Below are 15,602 nucleotides of genomic sequence, written 5' to 3'. Positions count from 1 at the left end.
CCCGGCCGCCCGACCATCGTGCTGACCGGCGATGTCGAGCGGCTGCACCGGCAGGGCGTCAGCGGCGTCACCGTGGTGGAAAAGCCCCTGCTGGACGACACCCTGGGCCGCGAGCTTTCGGTCCTGCTGGCCAAGCACTGACGGGCGCCTAGCCCCCCCGAACCGACAGGGTCATGCGGACCAGGGCCGCCAGGTTGTCGGCCTGCATCTTGGTCATCAGCTTGGCGCGGTAGATCTCGACGGTGCGCGGGCTGATGCCCAGCTCGCGGGCGATGACCTTGTTGGCGTGACCGGCCACGACGCCGTCCAGCACCTGACGCTCGCGTTCGGACAGGCTCTCGATCCGTTTGATCACGGCCGCGTCGTCGGTGGACACCGGCGCGGCTTCGGTCGACTTGAAGGCGCGCTGCAGGGTGTCGAGCATGCGCGACTCCGAGAACGGCTTCTCCAGGAAGTCGACCACGCCAGAGCGCATCGCCTCGACAGCCATCGGAATGTCGCCGTGGCCGGTGATCATCACGATCGGCATCTTCACCTTCAGGGCCGCCAGGCGCGCGACCAGGTCCTGGCCGCTCATCTCGGGCATGCGTACGTCGGTGATGATCACGCCGGGCTTGGCGGTCGGCAGGGCCTCCAGGAAAGCCGGGGCGCTGGCGTAGGTCATCACCTCGAAGTCGGCCGACTCCAGCAGGAAGGCCAGGGATTCGCGGGCGCTTTCGTCGTCGTCGACCACATGCACGACGGGGGCGTCACTCATCGACGATATCCTTTTGGTCGGCCGGCTGTTCGGCGGGCGGAAGGGTGAAGCGGAACAGGGCGCCGCCGGCCGGATTGGCCTCGGCCCAGATGCGCCCGCCGTGCGCCTCGATGATCGAGCGCGAGATCGACAGGCCCACCCCCATGCCCTGCGGCTTGGTGGTCATGAACGGCTGGAACAGGCGCTCGAGCACCTCGGCGGCGATGCCGGGTCCGGTGTCGGCGACGCTGACCAGCGACCAGCCTTCCTCGGTCAGGCCCGTGCTGATCAAGAGGCCGCGCTTCTTGGGATCCTGGGCCTGCATGGCGTCGATGCCGTTGCGGATCAGGTTCAGCAGCACCTGCTGGACCTGCACGCGATCGGCGAACACGGCGTCGGCCTTGGCGTCGAGATTGAGGCGGACGTCGACCTGGCGCTCCTTCTCGCCGATCAGGGCCAGGGCGCTGGCCTCCTCGATCAGCTTGGACAGGCTCTCGACATCGCGCTCGCTGGCGCCGCGGCGGACGAAGTCGCGCATGCGGTGGATCACCTCGCCCGCGCGCAGGGCCTGGGCGGCGGCGCGATCGATGGCGTCGCGGACCTTGGTCTGGTCGGCCTCGCGGCCCCGGTCCATCAGCCGGCGCGATCCGGTCAAGAGGTTGGCGATCGCCGACAGCGGCTGGTTCAGCTCATGCGCCAGCGTCGAGGCCATCTCGCCCATGGCGGTCAGGCGCGAGACGTGGACCAGCTCGTTCTGCAGCTCCTGCAGGCGGGTCTCCGTCTCCTGGCTCTCGGTCAGGTCGCGGATGAAGCCGGTGAACGAGGGCGTTCGACCCTTGGTTTCGCCGACCGCCAGCTCCATGGGGAAGGTCGAGCCGTCCTTGCGCGAGCCGACCACCACGCGGCCCGAGCCGATGATCCGCGGCTCGCCGGTGCGGGCGTAGCGTTCCAGAAAGCCGTCGTGCGCCGACTGGTAGGGCTCGGGCATCAGCAGGCTGACATTGCGGCCCAGCACCTCCTCGGACTTCCAGCCGAACATCCGCTCGGCGGCCGGGCTGAACGAGGTCATCAGGCCGTCGCGATCGATCACAACGACAGCGTCGGGCACGGTGTCGAGGATCGAGCGCAGGTGGTCGTTGACCGCCGCCGCCCGGCGACGCGCGGCGTGGAACCAGCCGCCGCCCAGCGCCATGCCAAAGCCCACCGACAGGAAGATCGCCGCGCACAGGCCGCTGACCAGATCGAATGGAATGTCGCGCGTCACCCACCACACCGCGCCCCAGGCGAAGGTGGTGGCGAAGATCCCCGGCCCCAGCCCGCCCAGGGCGGCGCTGATCAGCACCGCCGGCACGAACAGCAGGAACGAGGAGGGCGCGGTGAAGGCTTCCGGCAGGTACAGCCGCGCCACCGCCGTCGCCATCACGGCCGCGAAGGCCGCCAGATAGGCGGCGGGACTGGGATCGCTGAACAGGGTCGAGGACAGGCCTCGGGCGGGTCTCATCTGCGCCCAAACTCCGACGGAAACGCAGCCCTTATAGCCGAGAGCGTTTGAGGCAGGTCAAGGCGAGCGCGCTTAGCCATGCTCAAGCTTGGGCTTTCAACCAAGGGAGGCGCTCCATGTCTGACGGGCAAACGGCTTATCTCGGTATGGTGATCGCGGCGTTCGCGGCGTTCGCCGTGGTCCTGTTCGTGACGCATATTCGCGTGAACCTGAAGTAGGGCTCTCGTCAAAAATCCCTCTCCCTATGGGAGAGGGACTTTCGCGCGCGGGGCCACAGAACCCTTTTCCTGTACGGAAGCCTCGCCGCCCAGGCGTAGCACCTGGGCGCAGACGGCCGCCGGGGCGGGACGGTGGCTGATCAGCACCAGGCCTTGGCCGGTGCGGGCCAGACGGCGACGCAGGCCCTCGACCACGCGGGCCTCGGTCGCCGGATCCAGTCCCTCGGTCGGCTCGTCCAGCAGCAGCCAGGGGGCGTCGCGCAGATAGGCGCGGGCCAGGGCCAGCCGTCGGCGCTCGCCGCCGGACAGCCGCTCGCCGTCATCGCCCAGATAGGCCGAAAATCCGCCCGGGGCGGCGCGGACACGTTCGGCCAGGGCGGCGTCCTCGAGCACGGTCCACAGGTCCTGGTCGGTGGCGCGCGGCGCGGCCAGGCGCAGGTTCTCGCCCACGGTCCCGGCGATCAGGCCCGCGTCCTGCGGCAGCCAGGCGAAAGCGGCGCGCGAGGCCTGGGCGGGTTCGGCCCGCAGGCCCAGCAGGGTCTCGATCAGAGTGGTCTTGCCGCAGCCCGACGGTCCGACGATCGCCAGTCGCGCGCCGGGCGCCAGGGTCTGTCCCAGCAGGGTCAAGGCGGGCGGCGAGGGCGGGACCTTGGCCGGCGCGGCGGGCGCATGGCGCAGGATCTCGTCCAGCCGCGACCGCGCCTGGCGGGCGGAGCCGTCCTGGTCGAAGGCCTGGGCCAGGCTGGCCAGGGCCTCGACGCTCATCGCCGCGGCCAGACCCGAAAGGGCGGCCAGCGGCGCGCCAGCCGGGGCGGCGGCGGCCATGGCGGCGGCGACCGCGCCGCCCAGGATCGCCGCCTGGCTGGCCAGGACCAGGCCCTGGGCGCGGGCGGCCGACAGGCGGGCGGCGTCCAGCTCGGTGGCGCGCTGGTTCAGGGTCTCGCCGGCCCAGGCCTCCAGCCCATAGGCGCGCAGTTCGGCCGAGGCGGCGACCAGGGCCGCGGCGCTGTCCTTCAGGGTTCCGATCCGGGTCTGGACGGCCGCGCGGGCCGGGGTCGAGAAGCGCTTGGCCAAGGCGCGAGCGGCCAGGATGGCCGCGCCGGCGCCGGCCAGGATGATCAGGGCCGGCGCCCAGCCCGCGAAGGCGGTCAAAACCAGGCCCGCCGCCACGCCCGCGCCGGCGCTCCACGGAGCGGAGAGCCGCACGAAACGGGTCTCGACCGCGTCGACGTCCTGCACCAGGCGCGCGGAGGCCTCGCCCCGCGACAGGGCCAGGGACTGTGCGGGCGGAGCCGCGGCCAGGCTGGCGAACACGGCGGGACGGATGGCCGCCAGGGCCCGCAGGGCGGCCGCGTGGCCAGCCAGCCGCTCGCCGTAGCGGGCGGCGGTGCGCAGGATGGCCAGGAGGCGGATGGCGGCGCTGGGCAGCAGCACGTTGAAGGCCTGGGCGGCGGCCAGGCTGATCCCGCCGGCGATGGCGCTGGCGACGATGAACCAGCCCGACAGGCCCAGCAGCAGGGTCGAGGCCGCCCCCACCACGACCGCGCTCAGCATCGCCAGGCGCAGGCTGTCGGCCCGTTCGCGCTTCTGGGCGCGGATGAGGGCGTCTAGGGGGCTAGGTAGGGATGACATTACGCGTCGGCTCCCAACAATATCGCCATTGAAAGCATGAGCTCGAACAAGGCGTTGCTCACAGCCGCACCACCTTGTCGGCCAGGGCCGCGACGGCTTCGGCGTGGGTGGCGATCAGGGTCGTGCGCCCCTTGGCGGCGGCGCGGATGGCGACCAGCATGTCGGCCTCGGCGGCGGCGTCCAGGTTGGCGGTCGGCTCGTCCAGCAGCAGGATCGGCGCGGGCTTGAGCAGGGCGCGGGCCAGGGACAGGCGGCGGCGCTCGCCGCCCGACAGGCCGCTGCCGCGCTCGTCGAGCACGAAGTCCAGTCCGCCCGGCCGCTCGGCCAGGGCGGGGCCAAGGCCGGCCTGCTGGGCGGCGGCCTCGATTTCGGCCCGGGGGGCGTCGCGACGCGAGAGGGCGATGTTGTCGGCGATCGAGGCCGGCAGGATCAGGGGCGACTGCCCCGCCCAGGCGATGTCGGTCGAGAGGTCGGGGCGGGGGGCGCCGTCGATCAGGATCTGGCCCTCGCTGAGCGGCGCAAGGCCGAGCAGCAGGTTCAGGATCGAGCTCTTGCCCGCGCCGCTGGCGCCCACCAGGGCGACGATCGCGCCCGCGGGGATGTCGAGGTCAAAGCCGGCGACGGCCGGGGCGTCGGCCTCCGGATAGCGCACCGCGACGCCGTCGAAGCGGATCGCCGGGGCGGCGGCCAGGGGCGCGACGACCGGAGCGGCCTGCGGCGGCTCGAAGGTCGAGAGGCGCGCCGCCGCGGCTTCGGCGGCCTGGCGGTCGTGATAGGCCGCGGCCAGTCGGCGCATCGGCGCGTAGACCTCCGGCGCCAGGGCCAGCACGAAGAAGGCTCGCTTCAGATCCAGCTGCTCGGGAACCGGGAAGGGCAGCAGGCGCAGCAGGTTGAAGCCGCAATAGACCGCCACCAGCGCCACCGACAGGGCCGCGAAGAACTCCAGCGCCGCCGAGGAGATGAACGCCACGCGCAGCACCCGCAGGGTGCGCTCGGCCAGGTCCGAGGCCGAGCGGCCCAGGGCGGCGGCGGTGGTCCCTTCGGCCTGGAAGGCCAGGACCACGGGCAGGGCGCGCACGCGGTCGAGAAACAGGCCCGACAGCCGCTCCAGCGCCTGGAACTGGGCGCGGGCCTGCGCCGCGGCGGCGGTCCCGGCCAGGATCATGGCGGCGACGAACGGGATCAGGGTGGCCAAGAGGATCGCCGCGCAGATCGGGCTGGCGATCGCGGCGGCGGCGATCATCAGCAGCGGCAGGGCGCCGGCGGCCAGGCGGGTGGGTAGGAAGCGGGCGAAATAGCCGTCCATGGCCTCGACGCCCTCGACCAGGGCGGTGGTCGCCTCGCCGGCCGAGCGGCGCGGACCCTCGGACCGGCCGAACACCGCGCGGGTCAGCTCGGCGCGCAGCCCGGCCTTGGCGCTGGCGGCGGCCTGCGCCCCGGCCTCGGCGGCGGCGTAGGCCAGCAGGGCCCGCAGCAGCATGGCGGCGGCGACGCCCAGCAGGCAGGCCGACAGCACCAGCGGGCCACGATGATTGGCGATCGCGTCGGCGCCGAACGCCAGGCCGGCGGCGAAGCCGATCGCGGCCAAGCCGTCCAGCAGGCCCAGTCCTTGGGCGCGGCGCATGGCGGGGCCGGCGGCCTTGTCCCGCTGCTTCAGCCAAGCCTTGGATACGCGAGAATGATCTGACGCTACTATGCCGGAACCCATCGGTTGAGTGTAGGCTGACATCCGCCCCGATCCTTGACGACGATCAAGGTTCTGGGCGACGGGTCGATCTAGGGCAAGGCCCTCGGTCGGCGTGCTTATCGACCGTTCGTCTCGGAGTTGTCCATGGACCCCACGGTTATCGACCTCTCGCGACTCCAGTTCGCGCTTACCGCCCTCTACCACTTCCTGTTCGTGCCCCTGACGCTGGGGCTCTCCTTCATGCTGGTCATCATGGAGAGCATCTACGTCATGACCAAGCGCCCGATCTGGCGCACGGTCACGCGCTTCTGGGGCGTGCTGTTCGGGATCAACTTCGCGCTGGGCGTGGCCACGGGCATCACCATGGAGTTCCAGTTCGGCATGAACTGGTCCTACTACTCCCACTATGTCGGCGACATCTTCGGCGCCCCGCTGGCGATCGAAGGGCTGATGGCCTTCTTCCTGGAGGCGACCTTCGTCGGGCTGATGTTCTTCGGCTGGGACAAGCTCTCGCGCGTCGGCCACCTGGCGGTGACCTTCCTGGTGGCCTTGGGCACCAACCTGTCGGCCCTGTGGATCCTGGTCGCCAACGGCTGGATGCAGAACCCGATCGGCGCGGCCTTCAACCCCGACACCATGCGCATGGAGGTCTCCAGTTTCCGCGACGTGCTGTTCAACCCCGTCGCTCAGGCCAAGTTCGTGCACACGGTCAGCGCCGGCTATGTGATCGCCTCGGTGTTCGTTCTGGGGATCTCGGCCTTCTACCTCCTGAAGGGCAGGTATGTCGGCGTCGCCAAGCGCTCGATGACCGTCGCGGCCGCCTTCGGCCTGGCCTCGTCGCTGTCGGTCGTGGTGCTGGGCGACGAGAGCGGCTACGCCCTGACCGACAACCAGAAAATGAAGCTCGCCGCGCTCGAGGCGATGTGGAACACCGAGCCCGCGCCGGCCGGCCTGACCGCCTTCGGGATCCCGGACCTCAAGGCGCGCGAGACCCGCTACGAGGTCAAGGTTCCCTATGTCCTGGGCCTGATCGCCACCCGCAGCTTCGACAAGCCCGTCGAGGGCATCTTCCAGCTGGTCGCCAAGGCCCAGACCCGCATCGAGTCCGGCGTCGTCGCCTATGGCGCGGTCGAGACGCTGAAGGCCAATCCGTCCGACGGCGCCGCCCGCGCCACCTTCGAGCAACACCGTCGCGACCTGGGCTACGCCCTGCTGCTCAAGCGCTATGTCGACGACCCGCGCCAGGCCACGCCGGACCTGATCCAGAAGGCGGCCTGGGACTCGGTGCCCAACGTGCCGCTGATGTTCTGGGCCTTCCGGATCATGGCCGGCATCGGCTTCCTGATGATCGCCCTGTTCGCCACGGCCTTCCTGCTGGTCACCCTGCGCAAGCACGACACCAAGTGGTTCCTGATCCTGGCCGTGGCGGCCATTCCGCTGCCGTGGATCTCGACCGAGCTGGGCTGGGTGCTGGCCGAGGTGGGACGTCAGCCCTGGGCGGTGGACGGGGTGCTGCCGACCTTCCTGGGCGCCTCGAGCCTCACCGTGCCGCAGTTGCTGACCAGCATCGCGGTCTTCACCCTGCTGTACGGCGGCCTGGCCGTGGTCGAGGTCGGGCTGATCCTGCGGGCCATCAAGAAAGGCCCGTTCGCCCAGCACGACCCCGTCCCGGACGGCGAGTCGCCCACGCCCGAACCGGCCGCGGCTTAAGGAGAGCACAGTCATGGAACTTCCCGTCGACTTCGCCACCCTCCGCGTCATCTGGTGGGCCCTGGTCGGGATCCTGCTGATCGGCTTCGCCTTGACCGACGGCTTCGACATGGGCGTGGGGGCCCTGCTGCCCTTTGTCGCCAAGGACGACGCCGAGCGGCGCATGGTCATCAACACCGTCGGCGCCACCTGGGAAGGCAACCAGGTGTGGTTCATCCTGGGCGGTGGCGCGATCTTCGCGGCCTGGCCGTTCGTCTACGCCATCAGCTTCTCGGGCTTCTATCTGGCCATGTTCGTGGTGCTGGCGGCGATGATCCTGCGGCCGGTCAGCTTCAAGTACCGCTCCAAGCGGCCCAATCCGCGCTGGCGCTCGTTCTGGGACTGGGGCCTGTTCATCGGCGGCTTCGTGCCGGTGCTGTGCTTCGGCGTGGCCCTGGGCAACGTGCTGCAGGGCGCGCCCTTCCGCCTGAACGACGATCTGCGCGCCTTCTACGAGGGCAGCTTCATCGGCCTCTTCTCGCCGTTCGCCCTGCTGTGCGGCCTGTTGTCGGTGGCGATGCTGGTGCTGCACGGCGCGGCCTGGATCACCATCAAGGCCGAAGAGGGACCGGTCACCGACCGCGCCCGCCTGTTCGGCGAGATCGCGGGCCTGGCCAGCATCGTGCTGTTCGCGGCCGGCGGCTTCTGGGTGGCGTTCGGCGGGCTGGGTTTCCGGATCGAGGGCCTGGCCGATGCGGCTGGCGCCTCCAACCCGCTGCGCGGGGCCGCCGCCGTGCGGGCTCCCGGAGCCTGGCTGGACAATTACGGCCGCCATGGCTGGATGATGATCGCGCCGGTGCTGGGCTTCGCCGGCGCGGCCCTGGCCCTGGTCGGCATGCGCTGGAACAAGGCCTGGATGGCGTTTGGCGGCTCGTCGCTGTCGACGGTGGGGATCATCGGGACCGTGGGCCTGTCGATGTTCCCGTTCATCCTGCCCAGCTCGGCCGATCCGCGTTCCAGCCTGACGGTGTGGAACGCCTCGTCCAGCCATCTGACCCTTTTCGTGATGCTGGTGGTGACGGTGATCTTCCTGCCGCTGGTCCTGCTCTACACCGCCTGGGTCTACCAGGTTCTGTGGGGCCGCAGCACGACCGCCGCCCTGACCACCAACCCCGACCTGTACTGAAGAGGAAGCGACCATGTGGTACTTCACCTGGATCCTGGGGCTGGGCCTGGCTGTCGCCTTCGGCGTGCTGAACGGCGTCTGGTACGAGTTCAACCTGTCCGACGACGGCGACGAGGGCTTGTCGGAGCCTTAGCTATAAAGGCTGTCATCCCGGGCAAGCGCAGCGCAGACTCGGGATGACAGTTTTGACGTCCGCGACATTTGGGCGCGGCCGGAACGGGTTTGGCTTAACGCTTGCTAAAGACGGCCCAGGCTTATCTGGCAAGGTGTTCCGGAGCGCGTCGAACGCCGCTCCGGTCAAGGCTTTCGTTCCCGGGGACCGCTCATGACCGACAATACCGCGCCTGCTCTGGAGCTGATCTCGTTCTGCATCGGCGAGCAGGAGTTCTGCATCGACGTCAAGACCGTTCGCGAGATCCGTGGCTGGACCCCGGCCACCCCGATCCCGCACGCTCCGGCCTATATGCGCGGCGTCATCAACCTGCGCGGCGCGATCATGCCGGTCATCGATCTGCGCAACCGCCTGGGCCTGGGCGTCACCATCCCCGAGACCCGTCACGTCATCGTCGTCGTCGAGTGTCAGGACCGCCTGGCCGGCATCCTCGTGGACGCGGTGTCGGAGACCTTCACCGTGCCGCGCGACAGCCTGCAGCCGGCCCCGGACGTCGGCGTGGAAGAGCTGCGCTACATCCAGGCCATCATCTCGATGGAAAACCGCCTGATCACCTATCTGCGCATGGACGACGTGTTCCCGGCGCATGTGAGCGAGGCGGCTTAAGCGTAAGACGCTCCCCCGTCATAAGGGGGAGCTGTCGGCGAAGCCGACCGAGGGGGGCAATGCGGCGTTCGCCCAGTTCGCCCCCTCCAGCCCTCCGGGGCGCCTCCCCGTTTGGCCGGGGGAGGATCTTTTAGACATTCACCCCTTGCGAACGATCCGCGCCGCCGCGGCGTGGAAGCCGGCCTCGGCCTCGGCCGCGTCGGCCACGGCGGCGTGGCGGTCGCGGGCGACGCCCATGTTGCTCTCGGCGTAGCTCTGCGAGACCTTGCGGGCCTCCTGGGCGCGCAGGGCGGCGTTGGAGGCGGCGGCCTCGTGCCAGTCGGCCAGCTGCTCGGCGGTGACGCCGGCGGCGGCGTCCGGATGCGGCGCGACCTCGCCGAAGCCGATGGCCACGAAGCCGTGGATCACCCCGCCATAGTCCTCCTCGGACAGCAGGAAGGTGATCTGACGCTCCTCGGCCTGGCCGGTATAGGTGTCGGTGGCCGGGTCGAACTCGCGCAGCACCAGGATGTCGCCGACCTTGAACTCACGATCGTTGCGGCGGATCTCGAAGCGCTTCTGCCCCGAGCGGACGGCGGCGAAGTACTTGGGCCAGGTCTTCAGTTCGTGGCGGTGCATGGTCGGGAGACTTTTCTTGGAAACGGGGAGGCGGGGTTCTGGCGGGCGAACCCTAGCGTAAGGTTAATGGCTCAAACATATCCCCAAACCCACGCAGCGTGAGTGGGGCCGTGGCTACTCGTCGATACACACCCGGACGATCTCCGCCCGCAGCTCCGGCAGGCCCAGGCCCTTCTCGGACGAGGTGGCCAGCACGCGGGGGAAGGCGGCGGGGCGTTTGGCGATGGCCTTCAGGGTGTCGGCGACGACCTTGTCGACCTCGGCCGGCTTGATCTTGTCGGCCTTGGTCAGGACGATCTGGTAGCTGACCGCCGCCTCGTCCAGGGCGTCCAGCGCCTCCAGGTCGACGGTCTTGAGGCCGTGGCGGGCGTCGATCAGCACATAGACGCGCTTGAGGTTGGCTCTTCCGCGCAGGTATGCGCGACCCAGGTCCTGGAACTTGTCGGCGATCGAGCGCGAGACGCGGGCGAAGCCGTAGCCAGGCAGGTCGACCAGCCGCAGCTTCTCGGCCAGCAGGAAGAAGTTGATCTCGCGCGTGCGGCCCGGCTCGTTCGAGGCGCGGGCCAGGTACTTCTGGTTCACCAGGCCGTTGATCAGGCTGGACTTGCCGACGTTGGAGCGACCGGCGAAGGCCACTTCGGGCAGGTCGGGCGCGGGCATGGCGTCCATGCGCACCGCGCCCATGATGAACGAGACCGGCTGGGCGAAGAACACCCGCGCCGTCTCGATTTCCTCTTCGGTGAAAAGAGGGGGTGTGAAGATCGGGTCTTCGCTCATCAGGTCGCGCTAACGGGCTTGCCCTGCAGGCGAGCGATGATCTTGTCGATCGGGTTCTCGACCTTATAGCGGCGCATGATGATGTACTGCTGGACGATGGTCAGGACGTTGCTCCAGCACCAGTAGATCACCAGGCCCACCGCGAACTGCGACAGGGTGAAGGTGAAGATGATCGGGAACAGCTGGAAGATGCGCTGCTGGATGGGGTCGCCGGCCGGCGGGTTCATCGCCGTCGTCAGCCACATGGTGAAGCCGTACAGCAGCGGCCAGACGCCGATGTGCAGCGGACCGCCCAGGAAGCCGCCGATCAGCGGGGCCGTGGCCGGATCCCAGGGGATCGCGCCGAACAGGTTGAACAGCGTCGACGGATCGCGGGCCGACAGGTCCTGGATCCAGCCGAAGAACGGCGCGTGGCGCATTTCGATGGTGACGGTCAGCACCTTGTACAGCGAGTAGAAGACCGGGATCTGGATCAGCATCGGAAGGCAGCCCATCATCGGGTTGATCTTCTCCTTCTGATACAGCTGCATCATCTCCTGCTGCTGCTTGGTCGGGTCGTCCTTGTGCTTGGCCTTCAGCTTCTCGACCTCGGGCTGGATCTTCTTGATCTTGGCCATGCTCTCATAGCTCTTGTCCGCCATCGGATAGAGGATGAGCTTGAGCACGACGGTCAGCAGCATGATGGCCAGGCCGAAGTTGCCGACCAGGCGATAGAAGATCTCCAGGATGTTGAAGATCGGGCGCGTGAAGAAGCGGAACATGCCCCAGTCGACGGCGTCGTCGAAGCGCGGGATCTGCGCCTTGGCGTTGCTCCAGAACTCCCACCAGGCCGGGGGCTTGCCGCCGCCGTACTGGTATTTGCGCAGCAGCGGCACGGTCTTGGCGCCGGCGAACAGGCGGGTGGTCTGGGTCAGGGTCGCGCCCGGGTTCAGAGCCTGGGTCGGGCCGACGAAGTTGACGTCGTAGACATCGGTCCCGGCCACGTTGGTCACGCGGTACTGGGCCTTGATCGTCTCGTTCTGGCCGGGGATCAGGGCGGCCAGCCAGTACTTGTCGGTGATCCCGGCCCAGCCGCCGACCGAGTCGAAGGTCGTGAGCGGCTTGTCCTTCTTCCACTTGCCGTACTTGGCCAGCTCCAGCTTCTGGTCCTTGCCCGAGCCCAGGACGCCGATCGCGCCTTCGTGGACGATCTGGGTCTTGCCCAGGTGGTCGGTGATGCCCTGGCGCTGGACGGTGGCGTAGGGGGCCAGCTGGAAGGCGGCCGTCCCGTTGTTCTTGACGCTGTCGGTCACCGAGAACATCGCCTGGTCGTCGACGGCGATGACGCGGGTGAAGGTCAGGCCCATGCCGTTGTCATAGGTCAGGGTCACCGGCGAATTGGGACGCAGCACCTGGCCCGGCGCGGCGGTCCACACGGTGCGGCTGTCGGGCAGGCCCGGCAGGTTGGCGCCGGCCCAGCCGAAATCGGCGAACCAGGCGTGCTCGGCCCCTTCCGGACGGAAGAGCTCGACCGGCGGCGAGTTCTTGTCGATCGTCTCGGCGTACTTGCGCAGCAAGAGGTCGTCGATGCGGCCGCCCTTCAGGGCGATCGAGCCCGACAGGGCCGGGGTGTCGACGACGATGCGCGGGCTCTGGGCCTTGGCCGCGTCGCGCGACAGGCGCAGCGGCGCGGGATTGCCGTTGGCGTCCAGGGTCACGCCCTGCTGGGCCGCGACCTGCTGCTCGGCCGCCTTCTTGGCCCGCATCTCGGCCTCGGCCTTCTTCTGCTGCGGACCCAGGATGAAGAACTGGTACCCGATCAGGATCACGAACGCGCTGACGATGAACATCAGCGTGTTTTTGTTGTCGTTCTGCATGGAGCGCTTAACCGGAAACTGTGGGATCGGGTTGTTGGGAAGAAACGGCGACGGCGGGTTCGCCGGACGACGGCTTGGAGACTCTGGTCCCCCCGCGATCGTGCTCGGCGGCGAGGCTTATCAGCGCGGTTTTGACATCGTCAAGCAAACGCCCCCATTCGCGCATCGTGGTTCCGCCGCGCGCGATGAACACATAGTCGTGTGAAGGGCGCGCATGAAGGGGCAGGACCAGCCTGGCGGCCTCGCGCAGGCGGCGCTTGGCGCGGTTGCGCTCGACGGCGCCGCCGATCTTCTTGGTGGCGGTGAAACCGACCCGGACCACCGGATCCTCGTCGGGCCGCTTGCGCATCTGGACGAAGACCGCGCCGCGCGACAGGGCCGGGGCCTTGGCGGCCAGCAGGAAGTCGGGGCGTTTCTTCAGGCGCTCGAACTTCAGGGGTTGCTGGGCGTCAGGCATGAAAAAAGCCGCCTTTCCGGCGAGAACCTGAAGCCAGGTCTGTGGAAAAGGCGGCTTTGATCATGATCTCGCCTCCCGAAGGAGGAAGAGCAATTAGGCGGTCAGGCGCTTGCGGCCCTTGGCGCGGCGACGCGCGACGACCTTTTGGCCATTCTTGGTGGCCATACGCGCGCGGTAGCCGTGACGGCGGGCACGCACGAGCTTCGACGGCTGGAAGGTGCGCTTCACGACGTGGCTCCGAAATGCAAAACGTTGGACGCGGAGCCGAGGGCCTCGCGAGTGAGGGGCGGTGGATAAAAGAACGGGCGGTGGATGTCAACCTGAGTCGACTGTGGAAGCTGTCATCCCGGACGCGGCGCGGCGAAGATCCGGGACCGCGGCGAGCGCGGCGCTTTCGACGGTCCCGGCTCGGCGCGCTTCGCGCTTGGCCGGGATGACAGTTTCTAAGGAACGATCACCGCCTTGCCCACCACCTTGCGCTGGCTCAGCAGCTCGAACGCCTCTCGCCAGCGCTCCAGCGGAACCTCCGCATGCACGTGCGGCCGGATCACGCCTTCGTTCGCCATCTTCCACACGGCCTCGGTGTTCTCGCGTCCTCGCTCGGGGAACTGCCGCCCGTACTCGCCGGCGCGCACGCCGACGACCGAGAAGCCCTTGATCAGCGGCATGTTGGCCGAGATGGTCGGGATCCGCCCCGAGGTGAAGCCGATCACCAGCAGCCGCCCGTCGAAGGCGATGCAGCGGACGCTCTCGTCGAACACGTCGCCGCCCACCGGGTCGTAGATCACGTCGGCCCCGCGGCCGCCGGTGATCGCCTTCACCTGTTCGCGGAAGCCGCCGGTCACGTTGACGACGGCGTCGGGGGCGTAGAGCGCCTGGATCCTGGCCAGCTTGTCGTCGGAGGCCGAGGCCGCGATGACCCGCGCGCCCAGGGCCTTGGCCAGGTCCACGGCCGCCAGCCCGACCCCGCCGGCCGCGCCATGCACCAGCACCCACTCGCCCGGCTCCAGCCGCGCGCGGCGCACCAGGGCGACATAGGCGCTGAGATAGGCCGCGCCATAGGCCGCGCCCTCGGCGAAGGATAGCCGGTCGGGCTTGGGCCTGAGCGCCTCGGCCGACAGCACGGCGTATTCGGCGAAGCCGCCCAGCCGCGCCCCGCCGACCACGGCCTGGCCGACCGACAGGCCGGTGACGCCCTCGCCCAGCGCCACGACCTCGCCGGCCAGGTCGAGGCCGGGCGTGAAGGGCAGGGGCGGCTTCAGCTGGTACTCGCCGCGCGTCATCAGGAGGTCGGGGAAGTTGACGCTGGCCGCGCGGACGCGGACCAGCGCCTCGCCGGGACCGGGGGAGGGCGTCGGGACGTCGCGGACCGCGCAGCCGGCGAAGTCGGGGGCGAGCGCCTCGACGACAAGGGCGCGCATGGTGGGGGCAGGCGCGGTCATGCCCCCTTCCCCCTTTGATGGGGGAAGGGCTGGGGATGGGGGTGACAGCGGTTCAGGATGTGGCTCGATCGCGCGAAATCGTCCGGCGGGGTCACCCCCAACCCCGCCCTTCCCCCATCAAAGGGGGAAGGGAGAAGATTGGGGACCACTAGTCGACCCACTGGTCGAACGCTTCTCGGACCAATCCTGCGATCTCTCGGCAAGCAGCATCCGCTGCTGGGATCGCCCCCGTGAAGGCGGTGAAGCCGTGCGCGAGGCTGTCGTAACAACGGTAACGGATGGGTACGCCAGCCTGATCAAGCCGCTTGGCGTAGGCCTCGCCCTGGTCGACCAGGGGATCGAAGCCGGCGGTGGCGATAACAGCGGGCGCCAGGCCCGACAGGTCCTGGGTCTTGTCGGGCGACAGGCGCGGATCGGCCGGGTCGGCGTCGGCGCTCATATAGTGGCCCATGAACCAGTCCATGGTCGCCCGGGTCAGCGGATAGGCGTCGGCGTAGGTGGTCATGGACGGCGTCTCGCTGGCGACGTCCACGGCCGGATAGATCAGGATCTGCACGGCCGGTTGCGGCTCGCCGTGGCGCTTCATCTCCTGGGCGACGATGGCGGCGAAGTTGCCGCCCATGCTGTCGCCGCCGATGGCCGGCGGCAGCGGCGCGGCGCCGAAGCGGGCGGTGTTGTCGCGGGCCCAGCGATAGGCGGCCAGCACGTCCTCGAGGCCGGCCGGGAACTTGTGCTCGGGGGCCAGGCGATAGTCGATCGAGATCACCGCCGTGCGGCAGATCCGCGCCAGGACCGAACAGAAGGCGTGGCAGCTCTCCAGGTCCCCGATCACCCCGCCGCCCATGTGGGCGTAGACGATCAAGGGCGCGGCGCCGTCCTGGTTGTCGGGGCGATAGGCGCGGCAGGGGACCGGGCCGTTGGGACCCTCGACCGACAGGCTCTCGGTGCGCACGCCCGGCTCCAGCGGCCCCTGCACGGCGGCCAGGCCCCTGGCGCTGCCGGCCACGGCCTCGGCCGGCGACAGG

15 protein-coding genes and 1 pseudogene are annotated in these 15,602 nt (G+C 69.4%); 5 read left to right on the top strand and 11 right to left on the bottom strand.

Annotated features, from left to right (window positions below; translation table 11 throughout):
- A pseudogene (locus tag VJ655_RS10570) lies at positions 1-141 on the top strand (nucleoside transporter); the annotation flags it as partial.
- Between the two features lie 7 nt (positions 142-148).
- On the opposite strand, the gene fixJ reads toward VJ655_RS10570, so the two are convergent.
- The 4 genes from fixJ to cydD form a co-directional block, all read right to left on the bottom strand.
- On the bottom strand, positions 149-757 hold the full coding sequence (gene fixJ, locus VJ655_RS10565; RefSeq protein WP_324111015.1) for a response regulator FixJ: 609 nt from the start codon (positions 755-757) through the stop codon (positions 149-151).
- Positions 750-2,237: a PAS domain S-box protein gene (locus VJ655_RS10560; protein ID WP_324111014.1), complete on the bottom strand. Its 1,488-nt coding sequence runs from the start codon at positions 2,235-2,237 to the stop codon at positions 750-752. Before VJ655_RS10560 ends, fixJ begins: the two co-directional genes overlap by 8 nt.
- Positions 2,238-2,479: 242 nt before the next feature.
- Complete coding sequence (locus VJ655_RS10550) at positions 2,480-4,087, bottom strand: ATP-binding cassette domain-containing protein (RefSeq protein WP_324111011.1); 1,608 nt, start codon at positions 4,085-4,087, stop codon at positions 2,480-2,482.
- A gap of 58 nt (positions 4,088-4,145) precedes the next feature.
- A complete protein-coding gene (gene cydD, locus VJ655_RS10545) occupies positions 4,146-5,795 on the bottom strand; it encodes a thiol reductant ABC exporter subunit CydD (RefSeq protein WP_324111016.1) in 1,650 nt (549 codons plus the stop codon).
- Between the two features lie 123 nt (positions 5,796-5,918).
- On the opposite strand from cydD, the gene VJ655_RS10540 reads away from it, so the two are divergent.
- From VJ655_RS10540 to VJ655_RS10525, 4 genes are all read left to right on the top strand, one after another.
- Positions 5,919-7,484: a cytochrome ubiquinol oxidase subunit I gene (locus tag VJ655_RS10540; RefSeq protein WP_324111010.1), complete on the top strand. Its 1,566-nt coding sequence runs from the start codon at positions 5,919-5,921 to the stop codon at positions 7,482-7,484.
- Between the two features lie 13 nt (positions 7,485-7,497).
- Positions 7,498-8,649: a cytochrome d ubiquinol oxidase subunit II gene (gene cydB / locus VJ655_RS10535; protein WP_324111009.1), complete on the top strand. Its 1,152-nt coding sequence runs from the start codon at positions 7,498-7,500 to the stop codon at positions 8,647-8,649.
- A 13-nt stretch (positions 8,650-8,662) separates the two neighbouring features.
- Positions 8,663-8,782, top strand: coding sequence for a cytochrome bd-I oxidase subunit CydX (gene cydX, locus VJ655_RS10530; protein ID WP_035043223.1), 120 nt, complete (start codon positions 8,663-8,665; stop codon positions 8,780-8,782).
- 192 nt (positions 8,783-8,974) lie between these two features.
- The gene (locus VJ655_RS10525) at positions 8,975-9,427 is read left to right on the top strand and encodes a chemotaxis protein CheW (RefSeq protein WP_184722625.1); all 453 of its coding nucleotides are present in this window, start codon (positions 8,975-8,977) and stop codon (positions 9,425-9,427) included.
- Positions 9,428-9,565: 138 nt separating this feature from the next.
- Here VJ655_RS10525 and VJ655_RS10520 read toward each other — a convergent pair whose 3' ends face one another.
- The 7 genes from VJ655_RS10520 to VJ655_RS10490 form a co-directional block, all read right to left on the bottom strand.
- Positions 9,566-10,045, bottom strand: coding sequence for an ASCH/PUA domain-containing protein (locus VJ655_RS10520; protein WP_324111008.1), 480 nt, complete (start codon positions 10,043-10,045; stop codon positions 9,566-9,568).
- Positions 10,046-10,159: 114 nt separating this feature from the next.
- The gene (gene yihA, locus VJ655_RS10515; protein WP_324111007.1) at positions 10,160-10,822 is read right to left on the bottom strand and encodes a ribosome biogenesis GTP-binding protein YihA/YsxC; all 663 of its coding nucleotides are present in this window, start codon (positions 10,820-10,822) and stop codon (positions 10,160-10,162) included.
- A complete protein-coding gene (gene yidC / locus VJ655_RS10510; protein ID WP_324111006.1) occupies positions 10,822-12,678 on the bottom strand; it encodes a membrane protein insertase YidC in 1,857 nt (618 codons plus the stop codon). The genes yihA and yidC overlap by 1 nt, the downstream gene beginning before the upstream one ends.
- Before the next feature lie 7 nt (positions 12,679-12,685).
- On the bottom strand, positions 12,686-13,135 hold the full coding sequence (gene rnpA / locus VJ655_RS10505) for a ribonuclease P protein component (protein WP_324111005.1): 450 nt from the start codon (positions 13,133-13,135) through the stop codon (positions 12,686-12,688).
- A gap of 93 nt (positions 13,136-13,228) precedes the next feature.
- The gene (rpmH, locus tag VJ655_RS10500) at positions 13,229-13,363 is read right to left on the bottom strand and encodes a 50S ribosomal protein L34 (protein ID WP_004622337.1); all 135 of its coding nucleotides are present in this window, start codon (positions 13,361-13,363) and stop codon (positions 13,229-13,231) included.
- 215 nt (positions 13,364-13,578) lie between these two features.
- Entirely contained in the window at positions 13,579-14,577 is a 999-nt protein-coding gene (locus VJ655_RS10495; protein ID WP_324111004.1) for an NADPH:quinone oxidoreductase family protein, read from the bottom strand.
- 148 nt (positions 14,578-14,725) lie between these two features.
- The coding region (locus VJ655_RS10490; RefSeq protein WP_324111003.1) for an alpha/beta hydrolase at positions 14,726-15,602 on the bottom strand (877 nt) is incomplete at its 5' end.

Source organism: Caulobacter sp. (assembly GCF_035254145.1).
GTDB lineage: Bacteria > Pseudomonadota > Alphaproteobacteria > Caulobacterales > Caulobacteraceae > Caulobacter.
The sequence above is the reverse complement of the archived record's forward strand: the minus strand, read 5'-3'. Positions and strand labels throughout refer to the sequence as shown.